We start from the raw sequence: 16,957 nt of genomic DNA, 5'->3' as shown, positions 1-16,957 counted from the left end.
CGGTTACCGGTAGCCTGGCGACGTGGTCGAACCTGTGTCGCGGAACGCCGATGAGGACGGCCCCGAACGCCCGGAGGAGGACCAGGAACGGTCCGGCGGGCGTCGGGGGTCGCACCGGCGAGGCAAGTCCTCGAAAAAGCGGTCGTTCTGGAAGGAACTGCCGATCCTGATCGTGATCGCCCTGGTGCTCACAATCGTGATCCAGGCGTTCCTGGCGAAGGTCTACATGATCCCCTCGGGGTCGATGGAGGCCACGCTGCACGGCTGCCCCGGCTGCACCGGCGACCGGATCCTGGTCGACCGCGTCACCTACGACTTCACCGATCCCTCCCCGGGGGACGTGATCGTGTTCAAGGGCCCGCCCGCGTGGACCGAGAACGAGATCGCGCCGCAGGAGTCGAGCAACATCGTCGTGCGCGCGCTGCGCGGTCTCGGTTCGCTGGTCGGCTTCGCGCCGCCGGACGAGCGGGACTTCGTCAAGCGCGTCATCGCCACCGGCGGCCAGACCGTCCAGTGCTGCGACGACCGCAACCGGGTGATAGTCGACGGCAAGGCCCTCGACGAGCCCTACATCCACTGGGAAGACAAGAACCACCCCGTTCAGGAGTCGTTCGCCCCGGTGAAGGTCCCGCAGGGCGCGCTCTGGGTGATGGGCGACAACCGCAACAACTCCGCCGACTCGCGCTACCAGGGCGGCGGCGGACCCAACGGTGCCGTTCCGGTCGACGACGTCATCGGCAAGGCCCGCGTCATCGTGCTGCCGCCGAGCCGCTGGGGCGGGATCTCGGACCACAATCCGCAGCAGAACGCCCAGCCGGTCGCGCTCGGCGCTCCCGCGTGGCAGCAAGGGCTGCCGCTCGGCATCGGCTTTGCCACCGCGGTGCCGACGCTCTTCGTCGGACGCCGGTTGAAAGCAGGCCTCCGCAAGGCGGCCGGCCGGAGACGGTAAGCGGTGCGCTCCGTCCGCGACTTCCGGGTGGTGCTTCGGTGACTCTCCCTCCTCCCCGCACTCCGGCGGATCCGCTGCGTCCGCCGCGCGCTGTGGTGCGCGGCGAGCTGTTCTGGGGTCTGCAAGGCGCTCTCGAACGACGCGGCCTCGGTCCAGTCGCTGGCGTCGATGAAGCCGGAGCAGGAGCCTGCGCGGGCCCGCTCGTGGTGGCTTCCTGCGTGCTCCGTCCAGGCGACGGCGCGCGACTGCCCGAGCTGACCGATTCGAAGATGCTCACCGCGAAGGCCCGGGACCGGGTTTACGACCGGGTCCTGCAGCGCGCGCTCGACTACTCGGTGATCGTCATCCCCTCCGAGCAGGTGGATCTGCTCGGCATCCGTGTGATGAACCTGGAAGGCATGCGCCGCGCCGTCGCGGGCCTGCGCACCCATCCCGGGTACGTCCTCACCGACGGCTTCCCGGTTCCCGGCATCCCCGCGCCGAATGTCGCGGTGATCAAGGGGGATCGCAGCGTCGCGAGCATCGCGGCGGCGTCGGTCCTGGCGAAGGTGACGAGGGACCGGATCATGGCCGGCCTGCACGAAGAGTTGCCGGCATACGGCTTCGACGTGCACAAGGGCTACAGCACGTCGGACCATCTGGCTGCGCTGAGTGAGCACGGCCCGAGCCCGGCGCACCGCTGGTCCTACACGAATGTCGCCACCGTTGCCCTCGCGCACGGACTCACTGCCCCGCATCCGGTCGTGCTCACCTACGCTGCACTGGAGAATGCCCTGGAAAAAGCGGGCGGGCCGGTCCGTGCCCCGGGCCGCTCGGTGGGTAAGAATGAACGCTCCGCCGCCGGAGCAGGACGAACGCGAGGAGGGGCGCGGATTTCATGAGCGCAGAGGATCTCGAGAAGTACGAGACCGAGATGGAGCTCTCGCTGTACCGCGAGTACCGCGACATAGTGGGCCAGTTCTCGTACGTGGTGGAGACCGAGCGGCGGTTCTACCTGGCCAACGCAGTGGACGTGCAGGTGCGCGACGGCGGCGGCGAGGTGTACTTCGAGGTGCGCATGTCGGACGCCTGGGTGTGGGACATGTACCGCCCCGCCCGGTTCGTGAAGCACGTCCGGGTCATCACCTTCAAGGACGTCAACGTCGAGGAACTCGACAAACCCGACCTGCGGCTCCCCGAGGACGGCCCGTTCTCAGGCTGACCCCCCGCCGCTTTCGCTACGAGGCCACCCGGCACTTGCCCGGGTGGCCTTCGTCGTCTCTGCCCCCCGCACATCGCCCCGACAATTCCGCCGCGGTTTGCCTTTGCAGACCGGCCTCGATCCACAACCCCCCGGTTATCCACAGCTGACTTGATTCCCCCTGGCGCGGCTTCCGATCACGTTGCGATGGTGAAAGCACACGCACCGTGACCGACGGTGCTCACGCTGTCCGAGGGGGACACCATGAACGACGGCCCGCACCCCGGCGCGGCCTGGCGCCGGACGTTCGGCCGCTGGGGCGAGGACCTCGCGGCTCGGCACCTGCAGGCCGCCGGCATGGTCCTGCTCAGCCGGAACTGGCATTGCCGCGAAGGCGAACTGGACCTCGTCCTGTCCGAAGGCGACCGGGTGATCTTCTGCGAGGTCAAAACCCGCTCCAGCACCGAATACGGCACCCCAGCCGAGTCGGTGACGCCGGAGAAGATCGACCGCGTCCACCGAGCCGCCATGCGCTGGCTCAAGGAACATCGAGTCGGCTGGTGCCGCATCCGCTACGACGTGGTGACCGTCTACGCCCCAGACGGCGAAGAGCCAGTCGTGCGCCACCTGGTGGGAGCTTTCTGATGCCCCACGCCAAAACCTGGTCCGTCGCATTGCTGGGCATCGAAGGCCGAGTAGTAGAAATCGAAGCCGACTTAGGCGGCGGCCTGAGCCGAGTCACCCTGGTAGGCCTGCCCGATGCTGGCCTGCGCGAGGCCAAAGACCGAGTCCGCTCCGCCGTCCGCAACTCCGGCCAATCCTGGCCAGACGGCAAAATCACGCTGGCTCTGTCGCCCGCCAACCTGCCCAAAATGGGCTCGGGTTACGACCTGGGCATCGCCGCCGCAGTGTTGGCCGCCATCGGTGCGGTCCCAGCCCGAAAACTCCTGCACACCATCCTCCTGGGAGAACTGGCCCTAGACGGCCGAATCCGCCCCGTACGCGGCGTCCTCCCCGGCCTGCTAGCCGCCAAAGCCGCAGGCCACGAACGCGCCGTAGTACCCACCGAGTCTCTGGTCGAAGCCGCCCTAGTAGACGGCCTGGAAGTCTCCGGCGTAACCCGCCTAGCCGAGCTGATCGCCTGGCTGAAAGACGAAGCCGACCTAGAACCACCCGCCGCGCGTGTTGCCGCTGCCCCGATGGCAATCCCCGACCTGGCCGACGTAGTAGGCCAACCAGAAGCCCGCTGGGCCTTGGAGGTCGCCGCAGCAGGCGGCCACCACCTCCTGCTGACCGGCCCGCCCGGAGTCGGCAAAAGCATGCTGGCCAGACGCCTCCCCGGCCTGCTCCCAGATCTGTCCCCGGAGGAATCCCTGGAAGTAACCGCCATCCACTCGGTAGACGGCTCCCTGTCAAAGTCATCGCCCCTGGTCACCGTCCCGCCGTTCGTCGCCCCGCATCACTCGATCAGCCCGCCAGCCCTCATCGGCGGCGGCACCGGCCTGGCCGCGCCCGGTGCCATCAGCCGAGCCCACCGAGGCGTGCTTTTCCTGGACGAGGCCTGCGAATTCGGCAACCAGCGCCTCGATTCGCTCCGCACCGTCATGGAAGAAGGCGAAGTCCGCATCGCCCGCGCCAAAGGCGTCGTGCGCTATCCAGCCCAGTTCCAGCTAGTCCTGGCCACGAACCCGTGCCCCTGCGCCCCACCCAGAGAAACCGACTGCACCTGCTCGGCAACCACCCGCCGCCGCTACCTGTCGCGGTTGTCGGGCCCTCTCCTGGACCGAGTAGACCTCCGAGTCCGCCTACGCCCCCTGACGGCGATCTCCGCCCACCAATCGACCACCCCCGAACCGACCTCGGCAGTCCGAGCCCGCGTGCAAGCCGCCCGAGACCGCGCCAAACACCGCTGGCACCAACACGGCTGGCAATCCAACACGGAGGTCCCAGGGCCCGTCCTGCGCCGAGATTTCGCCCTGCCGCCACCGGCAACCGCAGTCCTGGACCGAGCCCTCGACCGAGGCCTCCTGACCGCGCGAGGAGCCGACCGATGCCTGCGCATCGCCTGGACCCTGGCCGACCTGGCCGCCCTGCCCCAACCAGACACTGACCACGTCACCGCGGCCCTGGACTTCCGAGAACGCAAAACCGGCTAGCCCCGGTGCCAGCCCGCCGACCCGAACCCGAGGGGATTCCTCACCGCGGCAGTTGCTCGTTCGCCAGAACCGCGGCAAACGGCACCGGCACCGGGCAAATCCCGACCTCGCAAATGGTCAGGTTCCGGACCGCGTGGTCGCCCGTTCGCGAGGGCCGGGGCAAACGGCACTGGCGCCGGGCGAATCCCGACCTCGCGGACGAGCCATCTCCGGCTGCCGCCCGTTCAACTGGGCCACGGCCAACGGTCTTTCGCCTGGCTGGTGTTCCGTCGCCTGATCCCAGCGATGAGTTCCCACCCCGGACAGGCAAACCCGCCCGTCCGAACCTTCAACGAAAGGAACCACCCATGTCCAACCGAGCCATCCCGTCGTCCACCCCGCGCACCCGGCACCGCAGGCCGAAGACGCCGCAGCACAAGATCGTCCGGCATCTGCATCCCGTCCGGCGCAGGGAAATCCGCCCTGAACACGACCCCGTCCGGGTCCGCGAACGGTTGGCGCTGCACCGGCATCTCGCCGTCGTCCGGTCCGACAACCCCGGTGGGCGAAGAGGTGCGGCGTGAGCGTCGCCGTCGAGGATCAGACTGCGGCGACCGACTCCGAACGGCTCGCTCGCGCGTATCTGCTGGGCGTCGCTGAACCCCCGGCACCGCATCTGCTGGAGTTCGTCGGCGAACACGGCCCGATCGTGGCGGCCGAGCGGGTCAAGGCCGGAGACTGTCCCGAGCGGGTTCTCCGCGAAACGGCCGCGCGGCGGGAATCCACGATCGCGGACCAAGATCTCGAGGCAGCCGCCAAAGCCGGTGCCCGGCTGGTGATTCCCGAAGACCACGAATGGCCGGCGTGGCCGTTGCTCTCGCTAGCTGTAGCAACCGGCAACGGCGTGAAGAACGTCGCCGCTCCGCTCGGGTTGTGGGTTCGTGGCAGTGCGAACCTGGCCGAAGCGGCTGACCGTGCGGTGGCGGTCGTCGGCGCTCGGGTGGCCACGGACTACGGCGTGCACAACGCACTTGAGATCGGCCACGCGTTGGCAACTCGACAAGTACCGGTCTTCTCCGGTGCCGCCCTGGGCATCGACGCCGCCGCTCATCGCGGTGCGCTCAGCGGTGGCGGGGTCACGGTCGCGCTGCTCGGATGCGCAGTCGACTATTCCTATCCCGCCGGAAACGTCGACCTGTTGAACCGCATCGCCGACGGCGGCGCGCTTGTCAGCGAGTACGCGCCGAAGACTCCGCCCGCGCGCCATCGATTTCTGGTGCGCAACCGCCTTATCGCAGGTCTCACCGACGGCACAGTCGTTGTGGAAGCCGGAATCCGCAGCGGCGCGCGCAACACCGCCACTATCGCGGGCGCGCTCGGCAAGGTCGCGATGGCGTTGCCGGGATCAGTGCATTCGGGCAGTTCAGCGGGTTGTCATGCGTTGATCCGGGACTGCAAGGCCACGTTGGTCACCTCGGTCGACGAGGTGCTCGAAACCGTGGGCCGGTTCGGCACCGCAGCCCCCGCAGCCGAGACAAGCCGACGGCCCACCGACAGTCTCGGTCCGGAGGCGTCGCGGGTTTACGACGCGCTGCTTCCGCGAGCCGGCCGGGCTCCGGAGGAGGTCGCGGAAAGCGCTGGAGTGCCGGTTTCCCGAGTTCGCGCGTTGTTGCCGGCACTGGAAATCGACGGCTTCGCGATGCGCGGCGATACCGGCTGGCGGCAGATCGTCCGAACGGCCAACCGATGATGGGCGTGGCGATGCTTGACCAATGGCGATGGTTCGCGCAGCGTAATCGCCATGCCGTCAGCGAGTGCACGCAAGGACGCGGTCCCGCGTCCCGGTGGACACCGGAAACGCCCGCCACGACCCGATCTTCGTGCTCTTCGAGCCGAATTGCCGGAGTCAGCCGAGTCGGTGGTGGCCGGTTACGAACGGCATCTGTCGCTGGAGCGTGGGCTGTCGCCGCACACCGTGCGCGCGTACGTCGGCGACGTCGTTTCGCTGTTGGCGTTCGTGACCGTGGGGGAGGGTGACCGTCCCGCGCGGAGCTTTGAGGACTTGGACGTCACGCAGCTGCGCGCGTGGCTCGCGGGGCAGCGCTCGGACGGCGCCGGGCGGACCACCCTCGCGCGCCGCGCCGCGGCCGCGCGCACGTTCACCGCTTGGGCGCACCGCACCGGTTTGCTGAAGTCGGACCCGGGCGGCCGGCTGGCCGCGCCGCGCGCGCACCGGACCTTGCCCGGCGTGCTCCGCGCCGAACAGGCCGACGCGCTCATGGACGCCTCCGCGAAAGGGGCAGCCGAACGGGATCCGGTCGCTCTGCGTGACCGCGCGTTGGTCGAATTGCTGTACGCAACCGGCATTCGGGTGTCGGAGCTGTGCGGTCTGGACGTCGGCAGCGCGGACTTTTCCCGCCGCGTGGTTTCGGTGGTGGGCAAGGGAGACAAGGAGCGGACAGTTCCGTTCGGCGTCCCGGCGGCGGAGGCGCTGACCGCGTGGCTGGAGGACGGACGGCCTGCGCTGGCTGGGGAAACGCCGGGCCCGGCGCTTTTCCTGGGCGTTCGCGGCAAGCGCCTGGACCCGCGCGCGGCGCGCCGGGTGGTGCACGAGGCGGTGGCCGCGGTGCCGGGCGCAACGGACATGGGGCCGCACGGGCTAAGGCATTCCGCCGCGACGCATCTGCTCGAAGGAGGTGCCGATCTCAGGAGCGTTCAGGAACTGCTTGGTCACGCTACGCTGGCCACGACCCAGCTCTACACTCATGTGACCGTCGATCGGCTGAAGGCGATCCATGACCGAGCACACCCGCGGGCCTGAAGAGGCCGGCGGCGGCTCGGCCGGGGACGGCAGGGCCGAACCGTCGGCGCACGCGCATCCGCACGAGCACGGAGACCACACTGAGCAGCACGCCGAGAACGACCGTGCGATGACTTCCACGTCGCAGGTCACGGAAGCCGGGGCGGAACGCCCCGGGGTGCAGGACGCCGTCACTGGGGACGGTCGTCCTGGTCAGGATGTCGACGCGGGGATTCAGGCGCTGTGGCAGCAGTTCGCCGACAAACCGGACCAGACGTCGCGCGACCGGCTGGTGCTGCACTACGCGCCGCTGGTGAAGTACGTCGCGGGCCGGGTCGGCACCGGCCTGCCGACGCACGTGGATGTCGGCGATCTCGTGCAGTCTGGAATATTCGGATTGGTCGACGCGATCGAGAAGTTCGATCCGGAACGCGGCCTGCGCTTCGAGACGTACGCGATGCAACGCATCCGCGGCGCCATCCTGGACGACCTGCGCTCCCAGGACTGGGTCCCGCGCGCGGTGCGCAGCAAGGCAAAGGAAACGGCCCGCGCCCTGGAACGCCTCGGCGCCCGCCTGCACCGAACCCCGACCGACGCCGAACTCGCCGGCGAAATGGGCATCAGCCTCGACGACCTGCGCGACTTTTACGGCCAGCTCCGACTGACCAGCGTGGTGGCCCTGGAAGACCTCGTCGCCGCGGGCAAAGACGCCGGCTCGCTGGTCGACACCCTCCCCGACGACGGCGCGGTCGACCCGGTGGCCGTCCTGGTGGACCAGGACAACCGCCGCCAGCTCGCGGAAGCCATCGCGCAGCTCACCGACCGGGACAAGATCGTGGTCAGCCTCTACTACTTCGAAAGCCTGACCCTGGCGGAAATCGGCAAGGTCCTGGGCGTCACGGAGTCCCGCGTGAGCCAACTGCACACCCGCGCGGTGATGCGGCTGCGCGCCAAGCTGATGGAGCAACCCAGCGGCTGACCCCTGACCGACCTCTGGCCCCTGGCCGCGGATCTGCCGGGCGGCGACGGCCTGGTTGCCGGGACGTCGCTGGCGTTGCCCGCGCCTGCGCCCACGGCCACGGTTGGAGACGGCGGGCCAGGACGGGCGCAGCGGCCCACGGTGAGTGGCGACGGGCCACGGCGGGCCACAGCGGGCGGCGACGGGCCGGGACGGGCCACGCACGCTCCGCCCGCATGCGAGAGGTGGGTGGCGACGGGCCTCGGTAGGCCACTGCGAGCCGGGCCGGGTCGCACTGGGTGGCGACGGGCCGGGGCGGGCCGCGGTGGGTGGCGACGGTGGTTTGGTCTTTGTTCTCCTTTCGGGTTGCCGCTTGCTGGCGGGACGGTTTGGTGTGCAGGGCCGTTTGGCCGGTGGGTTGACTGCGGGGTCGCTCGTCGCGGTCATGCCGGGGCCGTGCTGGGCGGCCGCGGTGACCTGGGCTGTGCCCCATGAGTTCCGTGGCTCTTGTCGCGGTTGGCCGGGATTGCCTTGGTGTCACGGGCCTTCTGCCCAAGGTTTGAGGCGGACTCGGCTCGGGTCGCCGACCAAGGCGAGGGGGTCGATGTATTCCGTGCCGCGGCGGGCGCCCCAGTGCAGGCAGGCTGCCGTCGGGCAGCCGGGGTGGCCTGGCATGGCCGTTCCTAAGGGCTGGCCGCGGTAGATCTGGTCTCCGGGGGCGACTGTCGGGGTGATGGGGAGATAGGTCGTGTGCAGGCCGCCGTCGTGGTCTAGGGCGACTACTCCTTGACCTGCTACTTGACCGGCGAAGATCACTACGCCCATGTCTGCCGCCAATACCTGTTGTCCGGCTGCGGCTTCCAGGTCTACGCCTCGGTGGCCTGGGCCGAACGGGGTCGCGGGTGGTTCGAAGTTGCGGGTGACGTGGGGGCGGGGCGTCAGGGGCCAGGCCAGGCGGCCGGGTTGTTCTGGGGTGGGCTGGGCGTCGGCTCGGTTGTCGAGCAGGGCTGCTGAGGCTGCGGACAGGGTCAAGACCGTCGCCAGGATTAGCCACGTAGGGGTGGTGTTTCTGTGGCTGCGCAGGCCAAGCAGCGGGAGGTTGCCCAGCGCTCCGGCCAGGCGTAGCGGTGGGTGGCCCCAGCTGAAATCGCACGGCAGGGAGATCCTCGGCAGGAGGGGTGCTGGCGTTCGAGGTGGGCGGAGGAGTCTTCGGGTGGCGAAGAGGGCGTAGCGGGTGACTGCGCTTGCGGCGGACTTCGCGCGAGTCCAGGCACGGCGGATTCTGGATGGTCTGACCGGCGTTCTGCGGTGACGGCCGCTCCTCGGGGGTGAGGCAGCGGGCGGGAGTGTGTCGTCTGGGGCCAGCAGAGTGGCTGCTGTGGGCGGGTGCTGGGCGAGCAGAGCGGCGGTCGCCAGGACTACTGGGTGAGGTGTTTCCGGCGACGGTGCGGACGGGGGTTCGGCTTGGCTGCTCGCCTCTCTGTCCGGGCGGGGAGAAGGCGAGGGCGTTGAGCTGGAGGTACGTCGAGAGGCCGGGGAATCGGCAGGTCGGGCAGAAGGGGCAACGGCGGGAAAAGATCGCGTAGGGGTCATGTCTCCATCGTCATCCACCGGCCGACCGGAACCGGGCGTTCAGCGGCAGTTGTCCACAGGCGGGCACAGTTGTGGACAACCCCGGGGCGGGCGAAGGCTGCCCGCAGGGGCGGGGCTGGTGGCGGGGAGTAGAATCAATCCCGCAGCCCACTCGCTGGGCTGACTTCGCGTGCACGTGCGCGCGTCCCCGGACGGGCCGCTTCTGGCGGGAACCCGGACGGAGGGGCGCACGGTGTCCGGCGGTCCCTGGGGTTTCGCACTGCCGAACCCGCGGGTCCGGGCATCGGCTACGGCACCAGGGCCCACGACCTCCCGGTCGCGGGCGACTAACCGGAACAGCGCCTCCGCGGGCGGATCGAAACCGACAGCGGGAGCGCGCGAGTACAGAGAAGGTGTGATTCCGGCAATGGCCGTCGTCACCATGAAGCAGCTGCTCGACAGCGGCGTGCACTTCGGGCACCAGACCCGTCGGTGGAACCCGAAGATGAAGCGCTACATCTTCACCGAGCGCAACGGCATCTACATCATCGACCTGCAGCAGACGCTGACGTACATCGACCGTGCGTTCGAGTTCATCAAGGAAACCGTCGCGCACGGCGGCACCATCATGTTCGTCGGCACGAAGAAGCAGGCGCAGGAAGCGATCGCCAACGAGGCCGCGCGCGTGGGCATGCCCTACGTGAACCAGCGCTGGCTCGGCGGCATGCTGACCAACTTCCAGACCGTCCACAAGCGCCTTCTCCGCCTGAAGGAGCTCGAGGCCCAGGAGCAGACCGGCGGCTTCACCGGTCTCACCAAGCGCGAGATCCTCACGCTGACCCGCGAGAAGGACAAGCTCGAGAAGACCCTGGGCGGCATCCGGGACATGGCCAAGGTGCCGTCCGCGGTGTGGATCGTCGACACCAAGAAGGAGCACATCGCCGTCGGCGAGGCTCGCAAGCTCAACATCCCGGTCGTCGCGATCCTCGACACCAACTGCGACCCGGACGAGGTCGACTACCCGATCCCGGGCAACGACGACGCGATCCGTTCCGCCGCGCTGCTGACGAAGGTCGTCGCCGAGGCCGCCGCTGCCGGCCTGATGGCCCGCTCCGGCCGCAACGGCGCTTCGGCCGACGCGAAGCCGGAGACCGGTGCTTCGGACGAGCCGCTGGCCGAGTGGGAGAAGGAGCTCCTCGCGGGCTCGGAGACCGCCGCCGCCGACGCGACCGAGGCTGCCGCCGCCACCGAGACGGCCGCGACCGAGACCGCGGAAGCGACCGGCGAGCAGGCTCCGGCCAACTCCTGATCCACCCCGTCCGGGCGGTCCGCGCAGGGCCGCCCGGACGGCGCTCCCCGCACACGTACCTGAAACGGACGGATTCAACACGATGGCGAACTACACCGCCGCTGACGTGAAGCGCCTGCGCGAGATGACCGGCGCGGGCATGATGGACTGCAAGAAGGCCCTCGAGGAGAACGACGGCGACTTCGAGAAGGCTGTCGAGTTCCTGCGCATCAAGGGCGCCAAGGACGTCGGCAAGCGCGCCGAGCGCGCCACCGCCGAGGGCCTGGTCGCCGGCGACGGCGGCGTCATGATCGAGCTCGACTCGGAGACCGACTTCGTCGCCAAGAACGACGACTTCCAGCAGCTCGCGGCGAAGATCGTCGAGGCCGCGAAGGCGCTGAAGTCCAGCGACGTCGAGGCCCTCAAGGCCGCCGACCTGGACGGCAAGCCGGTCAACGAGGTCGTGCAGGAGCTGTCGGCCCGCATCGGCGAGAAGCTCGAGCTGCGCCGCGTGGTGTCGTTCGAGGGCAAGACCGCGACCTACCTGCACCGCCGCGGCTCCGACCTCCCGCCGGCCGTCGGCGTGCTGGTCGAGTTCACCGGTGACGACGTCGACGCCGCCCGCGGCGCCGCCATGCAGGTCGCCGCGCTGCGCGCGAAGTACCTGACCCGCGAGGAGGTGCCGGCCGAGATCATCGAGAACGAGCGCCGCATCGCCGAGCAGACGGCCCGCGAGGAAGGCAAGCCCGAGCAGGCGCTGCCGAAGATCATCGAGGGCAAGGTCAACGCGTACTACAAGGACAACGTGCTGCTCGAGCAGCCGTCGGTCAAGGACAACAAGAAGACCGTCAAGGCCCTGCTCGACGAGGCGGGCGTGACCCTGACCCGGTTCGCCCGGTTCGAGGTCGGCCAGGCCTGAGCGAGGCACTGGGACTAGGTTCTGGCACTGTGCCCCGTCTCCGCGCATCGGGGACGGGGCACAGTCGGGTCTACCGAGGGGCAGGAGGCGACAGACATGGGTGAGGACCGGGTCGAGGGCGGGTACCGCCGGGTGCTGCTGAAACTGGGCGGCGAGATGTTCGGCGGCGGCGCGGTGGGCGTCGACCCCGACGTCGTGCACTCCGTCGCCCAGCAGATCGCCGACGTCGCGCGCACGGGAGTGCAGATCGCGGTGGTGATCGGCGGCGGCAACTATTTCCGCGGCGCGGAGCTCTCCCAGCGCGGCATGGACCGCGACCGCGCCGACTACATGGCGATGCTCGGCACCGTGATGAACTGCCTGGCGCTGCAGGACTTCCTCGAAAAGGAAGGCCTCCCGACGCGCGTGCAGACCGCGATCACGATGGGCCAGGTCGCCGAGCCCTACATCCCGCGCCGCGCGGAACGGCACCTCGAGAAGGGCCGCGTCGTGATCTTCGGCGCCGGCGTCGGCATGCCGTACTTCTCCACCGACACCGCCGCCGCGCAGCGCGCGCTCGAACTCGGCTGCGAAGCCGTGCTGATGGCGAAGGCCGTGGACGGCGTTTACACCGCGGATCCGAAGACCGACCCGGACGCGAAGATGTTCACCGACATCACCCACCGCGAGGTGCTCGAGCGCGGCCTCAAGGTCGCCGACGCCACCGCGTTCAGCCTCTGCATGGACAACAAGATGCCGATCATCGTGTTCAACCTGCTCACCGAGGGCAACATCGCCCGCGCGGTGGGCGGTGAGAGGATCGGCACGCTGGTCTCGACCCCCGCCGACGAGGCGTCCGCCTAGACCTGCTGGGATCAAGCTCAGGTCCGACAACACAACACCGGGAGTAGCCGTGATCGACGAGACCCTCCTCGACGCCGAGGAGAAGATGGAAAAAGCGGTGTCCGTCGCGAAGGAAGACCTCACGTCGGTGCGCACCGGGCGGGCCAACCCGTCGATGTTCTCCCGCATCGTCGTCGAGTACTACGGTGCGCCGACCCCGCTGAACCAGCTGGCCAGCGTCAACGTGCCGGAAGCCCGGATGGCGTTGATCAAGCCTTACGACCAGACGCAGCTCGCCGCCATCGAGAAGGCGATCCGCGAGTCCGACCTCGGCGTCAACCCGAGCAACGACGGCAACGTCATCCGCATCGTCATCCCGCAGCTCACCGAGGAGCGGCGCAAGGAGATGGTGAAGGTCGCGAAGGGCAAGGGCGAGGACGCCCGCGTCTCGATCCGCAGCGTCCGCCGCAAGGCCAAGGAAGAACTCGACCGCATCGCCAAGGACGGCGAAGCGGGCGAGGACGAGGTCGCGCGCGCGGAGAAGGAGCTGCAGAACCTCACCGACACCTACGTGCACCAGGTCGACGAGCTGGTGAAACACAAGGAAGCAGAGCTGCTCGAGGTCTGATGAGCCAGGTGAGCGAGGAACGCGACGAGCGGGTGAGCGACATCCCGCCACCGGACCCGGCCGCCGAGCCGGACCCGGTGTCGCGGCCGGAACCGGCTACGGAAAACCCTGCCGTGCAACGGAAAACGGACTCCGCGGCGGCTGCGCGCGCGGAATTCGGTGCTGCGGCGGGGAATCACGCGGAATCCGAGGGTGAGCCAGCGAAAGGTGTTTCCGCGGGCGGGCCGGGCAAGGGCGGGAAAGGCGTTTCCGCGGGCAGGCCGGGCAAGGGCGCGAAAGCCGCGAGCGAGCCGGGCCAGGGCGGGAAGGCTGCGGCCGAACCGGGCCAAGGCGCGAAAGCCGAAGGCGGTCCCGCGAACGACGCGAAAGCCGAACCGGAGAAGAAGGCGTCCCGGGCAGGGCGCAACCTTCCCGCGGCGATCGGTGTCGGGCTGCTGCTCGGGGCCGCGATCATCGTTTCGCTGGTCACCGTCCGGTTCCTCTTCATCGGGGTCATCGCCGCCGCGATCGCGGTCGGCACGTTCGAGTTCTCCGGCGTGCTGCGCCGCGTCGCGGACACCAAGGTCGCGCTGATCCCGGTGCTCGTCGGCGGGCAGGCGATGATCTGGCTGGCCTGGCCGTTCGGCCGGGAGGGCGCGCTCACCGCGTTCGTGCTCACCGTCCTCGCCTGCCTGCTGTGGCGGTTGCCCGGCGGCGCGAAGGGTTACGTGCGCGACGTCAGCGCTTCGGTTTTCGCCGCCGCGTACCTGCCGTTGTTCGGCGCGTTCGCGGCCATGCTCGTGCCGCCGCACGACGGTGTCGGCCGCGTGCTCACCTTCCTGATCGCCGTGGTCGCTTCCGACACCGGCGGCTACATCGCCGGCGTGCTCGGCGGCAAACACCCGATGGCACCCACGATCAGCCCGAAGAAGTCCTGGGAGGGCTTCGCCGGTTCGATGATCGCGGGCATCGCCGCGGGTGTGCTCACGATCAGCCTGATGCTGGACGGCCACGCCTGGCAGGGCGTGATCTTCGGCGCGGCGATCGTGCTCACCGCTACGCTCGGCGACCTCGTCGAGTCGCTCATCAAACGCGACCTCGGCATCAAGGACATGGGCACGCTGCTGCCCGGTCACGGCGGCATCATGGACCGCCTCGACTCGCTGCTGCCCTCGGCCGTCGTGTCGTGGCTGCTGCTGTCGGCTTTCGTGCCTGCTTGATTCTCTAGTCGTCGTACGGGTCGTCGACTTCGGCGCGGCCCACGTCTTCCAGCACCCGCGAGTGGTCGATCACCGCGAACACCGCGCCGTCCGGATCGGCGAGGATCGCGGTGCGGCCGAACGGCGTGTCGTACGGCTCGATCACCACCGAGCCGCCCAGCATCAGCGCCTCGCCGGCCGCCGCGTCCGCTCCGCGCGCGGGGTCGATCTCGAAGTACACGAGCCAGTGCGGGGGAGTGTCCCGGCGGTACTCGGGACCCATCACGTAGCGGTACAGCACCGCCGTGTGCTCAATGGAATATTCGACATAGTCGACGCTTTCCCCGTCGCCGACCTGACGGCTCGAGTAGTTGAACAGCTTGGTGTAGAAGTGGTCCGCGGCCACGCCGTCGTGCGTGTTGAGGTCCGCGCCGCTGAACGCGTTGGGCACGCCGCCCGCGAACTGCCAGTCCGGCGGCGCTTCCCAGAACACCACCGGCGCGCCGCACGCGTCGATCGCGTGCAGGATGCTGCCGCGTTCGGGAATCGCGATCGGCCCGAGCGTCACCTGTCCGCCGAGGTGCTCGACCCATTCGGCCGCGCTCGCCGTGTGCGGCACCGCGAGCTGCATAGTCCAGCCGGGCGCGCTGCGGGCGCCTGCTTGGTACAGACCACCGGCGGCGACCCCGTCGCACGAGGCGATGGAGTACCGGCCGGTCGGCGACGCGGGATCGCGCCGGGTTTCGTATTCCCAGCCGAAAAGGCGGGAGTAGAAGTCTTGGGTCCGGGCTTCGTCGTGGCACGCCACCTCGACCCAGCAGGGCAATCCTGCCGGGATCGTCCGGGCGCCTGGCCAGCCGATCGACATTGCGTGTCTCCTCCCCGATGAGGGAGAAGTGTATTCGGCGGGACGGGGTTCTACGCTCTGAGCGGGAAAGCCGCAGGCGTCCCGTGACCGGAGAGGAGTGTTGTGCGCTGGTTCTTCCGCGGTCCGGCGGCGTCCGGAGAAGTCGTTCCCAGCCCGAACATTTGGTACTACCAGGACGTCTACGACGTCGAAAACCGGGCGCAGGACGCGGACGGCGAGATCTGGCGCGTACTGCGCGAAGAGTGCGATTGGACCGGCCGCGACGTTCTCGATCTCGGCTGCGGTGACGGATACCACTTGCCGGTTTTCGCCGCCGACGCGCGTTCGGTGCTCGGAATCGAACCGCACCCGCCGCTCGCGCGGGACGCGGAGCGACGGGTGCGGGATCTGGAGAACGTGCGGGTTCGCGTGGGACGGGCGCAGCGGTTGCCGGTGGACGACGCCAGCGTGGACGTCGTGCACGCGCGCACTGCGTATTTTTTCGGCCCTGGCTGCGAACCCGGATTGCGCGAAGCGGAACGGGTGCTGCGGCCCGGAGGATCGATCGTGATCGTCGACCTCGACGTGACCAGTGAGCCGTACGGCGGGTGGATGCGGGCAGACTTGCCGCACTACGACCCGCCTGCGGTGGAACGGTTCTTCGCCGCGCACGGCTTCAACTGTCGGCGCGTACGCACGCGTTGGCGCTTCGCGGACTTCGCCGCGGCGGAATCAGTGTTGAAGATCGAGTTCAGCGCGAAGGTCGCGCAGCGGGCGATCGCCGACACGCGGCAGCTGAACCCTGGGCCGGGCGAGATGACGCTGCCGGTGGGTTATCGCGTGCATTGCCGCGTCAAACCCACCGGCCTCGTCCTGCCCGGTCACTCGGCTGCCTCTCCGGACTCGGCCGAATCGTCCGAGTCTTCGACCTCGCCGAGGATCGAGTAGATCGACCGGCGTGCCTCGTTGAGCACGTCCACCGCGCGGGCCTGCTGGTTCTCGCTGCCCGCGCGCATCACCTGCACGACAGCCGCGGCGAGCGTGGCGCCTGCCTTGCGCAGGTCGTGCTCGACCGGTTCGACGTCGTCGGTGAAGTGCTCCCACGGCGGCGTGCCGGTCTGCTGCTCGGCGGTGGCGCGACCCTCGTCGGTGAGCTCGAAGAGCTTCTTGCCGCTCTCGTCGCGGCTCACGACCAGGCCTTCGTCGGCCAGCATCTGCAGGGTCGGGTAGATCGAGCCGGGGCTGGGCTTCCAGAGCCCGCCGCTGCGCTCGCCGATCTCGCGGATGATCTCGTACCCGTGCCGCGGCTGTTCCGCGAGCAGGGTGAGGATCGCCGCCCGCACGTCGCCGCGCCGGCCGCGCCGGGAGCCCCGGCGTCCGCCGCCCGGACCGTGGCCGCGTCGTCCGCGACCGCCCGGCCCGAACCCGAACTCGCCGAATTCCCGGCCCCAGGGGCCGAACGAGGACCGTCCGTGCTGTTCGTGTTCTCCGTGTTCGTGATGTCCGCCGGGGAAGGAGCGTCCGCCGGGGAACGGGTGTCGTCGTCGGTTCATGGTCTTGATTCCTTTCTCGAACTGTTGCGACACGTTCACGATATATCGGAAACGGTCGGTTGGCAACCGTACCGACAACCCGGGGACCTGAGCGACCGGCGGAGACGGCGGTCGGCGATACTCGAAGC

General features: G+C 69.3%; 18 protein-coding genes. 15 read left to right on the top strand and 3 right to left on the bottom strand.

All coding sequences use genetic code 11. The annotated features are described in order from the left end of the window. The first annotated feature begins 22 nt into the window (after positions 1 to 22). The 9 genes from lepB (at position 23) to AB5I40_RS16775 (ending at position 8,043) form a co-directional block, all read left to right on the top strand. The gene (lepB, locus tag AB5I40_RS16815; protein WP_370939450.1) at positions 23 to 949 is read left to right on the top strand and encodes a signal peptidase I; all 927 of its coding nucleotides are present in this window, start codon (positions 23 to 25) and stop codon (positions 947 to 949) included. 92 nt (positions 950 to 1,041) lie between these two features. Next, a complete protein-coding gene (locus AB5I40_RS16810) occupies positions 1,042 to 1,830 on the top strand; it encodes a ribonuclease HII (RefSeq protein ID WP_116205648.1) in 789 nt (262 codons plus the stop codon). Further along, complete coding sequence (locus AB5I40_RS16805) at positions 1,827 to 2,150, top strand: DUF2469 domain-containing protein (protein WP_003096226.1); 324 nt, start codon at positions 1,827 to 1,829, stop codon at positions 2,148 to 2,150. The genes AB5I40_RS16810 and AB5I40_RS16805 overlap by 4 nt, the downstream gene beginning before the upstream one ends. A gap of 243 nt (positions 2,151 to 2,393) precedes the next feature. Beyond that, positions 2,394 to 2,774, top strand: a complete 381-nt coding sequence (locus AB5I40_RS16800) for a YraN family protein (protein ID WP_370940537.1) — start codon at positions 2,394 to 2,396, stop codon at positions 2,772 to 2,774. After that, on the top strand, positions 2,774 to 4,285 hold the full coding sequence (locus AB5I40_RS16795) for a YifB family Mg chelatase-like AAA ATPase (protein WP_370939449.1): 1,512 nt from the start codon (positions 2,774 to 2,776) through the stop codon (positions 4,283 to 4,285). The genes AB5I40_RS16800 and AB5I40_RS16795 overlap by 1 nt, the downstream gene beginning before the upstream one ends. Before the next feature lie 347 nt (positions 4,286 to 4,632). Continuing rightward, on the top strand, positions 4,633 to 4,848 hold the full coding sequence (locus tag AB5I40_RS16790) for a hypothetical protein (RefSeq protein ID WP_370939448.1): 216 nt from the start codon (positions 4,633 to 4,635) through the stop codon (positions 4,846 to 4,848). Beyond that, positions 4,845 to 6,014 carry a DNA-processing protein DprA gene (dprA, locus tag AB5I40_RS16785; protein ID WP_370939447.1) on the top strand — a complete coding sequence of 390 codons (1,170 nt, stop codon included), beginning with the start codon at positions 4,845 to 4,847 and terminating at the stop codon, positions 6,012 to 6,014. The genes AB5I40_RS16790 and dprA overlap by 4 nt, the downstream gene beginning before the upstream one ends. 51 nt (positions 6,015 to 6,065) lie before the next feature. Then, positions 6,066 to 7,085, top strand: a complete 1,020-nt coding sequence (locus AB5I40_RS16780; protein WP_370939446.1) for a tyrosine recombinase XerC — start codon at positions 6,066 to 6,068, stop codon at positions 7,083 to 7,085. A 109-nt stretch (positions 7,086 to 7,194) separates the two neighbouring features. Further along, the gene (locus AB5I40_RS16775) at positions 7,195 to 8,043 is read left to right on the top strand and encodes a FliA/WhiG family RNA polymerase sigma factor (protein ID WP_370940536.1); all 849 of its coding nucleotides are present in this window, start codon (positions 7,195 to 7,197) and stop codon (positions 8,041 to 8,043) included. Between the two features lie 516 nt (positions 8,044 to 8,559). Here the strand turns inward: AB5I40_RS16775 and AB5I40_RS16770 are convergent. Next, positions 8,560 to 9,615: a M23 family metallopeptidase gene (locus AB5I40_RS16770; RefSeq protein ID WP_370939445.1), complete on the bottom strand. Its 1,056-nt coding sequence runs from the start codon at positions 9,613 to 9,615 to the stop codon at positions 8,560 to 8,562. A 406-nt stretch (positions 9,616 to 10,021) separates the two neighbouring features. Here AB5I40_RS16770 and rpsB point away from each other — a divergent pair, with 406 nt between their 5' ends. The 5 genes from rpsB (at position 10,022) to AB5I40_RS16745 (ending at position 14,450) form a co-directional block, all read left to right on the top strand. After that, positions 10,022 to 10,903, top strand: coding sequence for a 30S ribosomal protein S2 (rpsB, locus tag AB5I40_RS16765; protein WP_370939444.1), 882 nt, complete (start codon positions 10,022 to 10,024; stop codon positions 10,901 to 10,903). An 82-nt stretch (positions 10,904 to 10,985) separates the two neighbouring features. Continuing rightward, positions 10,986 to 11,801 carry a translation elongation factor Ts gene (tsf, locus tag AB5I40_RS16760; protein ID WP_370939442.1) on the top strand — a complete coding sequence of 272 codons (816 nt, stop codon included), beginning with the start codon at positions 10,986 to 10,988 and terminating at the stop codon, positions 11,799 to 11,801. Positions 11,802 to 11,897: 96 nt separating this feature from the next. Next, positions 11,898 to 12,644, top strand: coding sequence for a UMP kinase (pyrH, locus tag AB5I40_RS16755; RefSeq protein ID WP_037810316.1), 747 nt, complete (start codon positions 11,898 to 11,900; stop codon positions 12,642 to 12,644). Positions 12,645 to 12,693: 49 nt separating this feature from the next. Beyond that, complete coding sequence (gene frr, locus AB5I40_RS16750) at positions 12,694 to 13,251, top strand: ribosome recycling factor (protein ID WP_370939441.1); 558 nt, start codon at positions 12,694 to 12,696, stop codon at positions 13,249 to 13,251. Continuing rightward, positions 13,251 to 14,450: a phosphatidate cytidylyltransferase gene (locus AB5I40_RS16745; protein WP_370939440.1), complete on the top strand. Its 1,200-nt coding sequence runs from the start codon at positions 13,251 to 13,253 to the stop codon at positions 14,448 to 14,450. The genes frr and AB5I40_RS16745 overlap by 1 nt, the downstream gene beginning before the upstream one ends. Before the next feature lie 4 nt (positions 14,451 to 14,454). On the opposite strand, the gene AB5I40_RS16740 is transcribed toward AB5I40_RS16745, so the two are convergent. Then, positions 14,455 to 15,297 (bottom strand): VOC family protein, encoded by an 843-nt coding sequence (locus tag AB5I40_RS16740; RefSeq protein ID WP_370939439.1) that lies wholly within the window; start codon positions 15,295 to 15,297, stop codon positions 14,455 to 14,457. Between the two features lie 102 nt (positions 15,298 to 15,399). Between AB5I40_RS16740 and AB5I40_RS16735 the strand changes: the two genes are divergently transcribed. Then, positions 15,400 to 16,224, top strand: a complete 825-nt coding sequence (locus AB5I40_RS16735; protein WP_370939438.1) for a class I SAM-dependent methyltransferase — start codon at positions 15,400 to 15,402, stop codon at positions 16,222 to 16,224. Here AB5I40_RS16735 and AB5I40_RS16730 read toward each other — a convergent pair. Further along, positions 16,158 to 16,829 (bottom strand): PadR family transcriptional regulator, encoded by a 672-nt coding sequence (locus tag AB5I40_RS16730; RefSeq protein WP_370939436.1) that lies wholly within the window; start codon positions 16,827 to 16,829, stop codon positions 16,158 to 16,160. The genes AB5I40_RS16735 and AB5I40_RS16730 overlap by 67 nt on opposite strands. Positions 16,830 to 16,957: the final 128 nt, after the last annotated feature.

This window comes from Amycolatopsis sp. cg13 (genome assembly GCF_041346965.1).
In the GTDB taxonomy this organism is placed as follows: Bacteria; Actinomycetota; Actinomycetes; order Mycobacteriales; family Pseudonocardiaceae; genus Amycolatopsis.
This window is presented reverse-complemented; position numbering and strand designations above follow the sequence as displayed.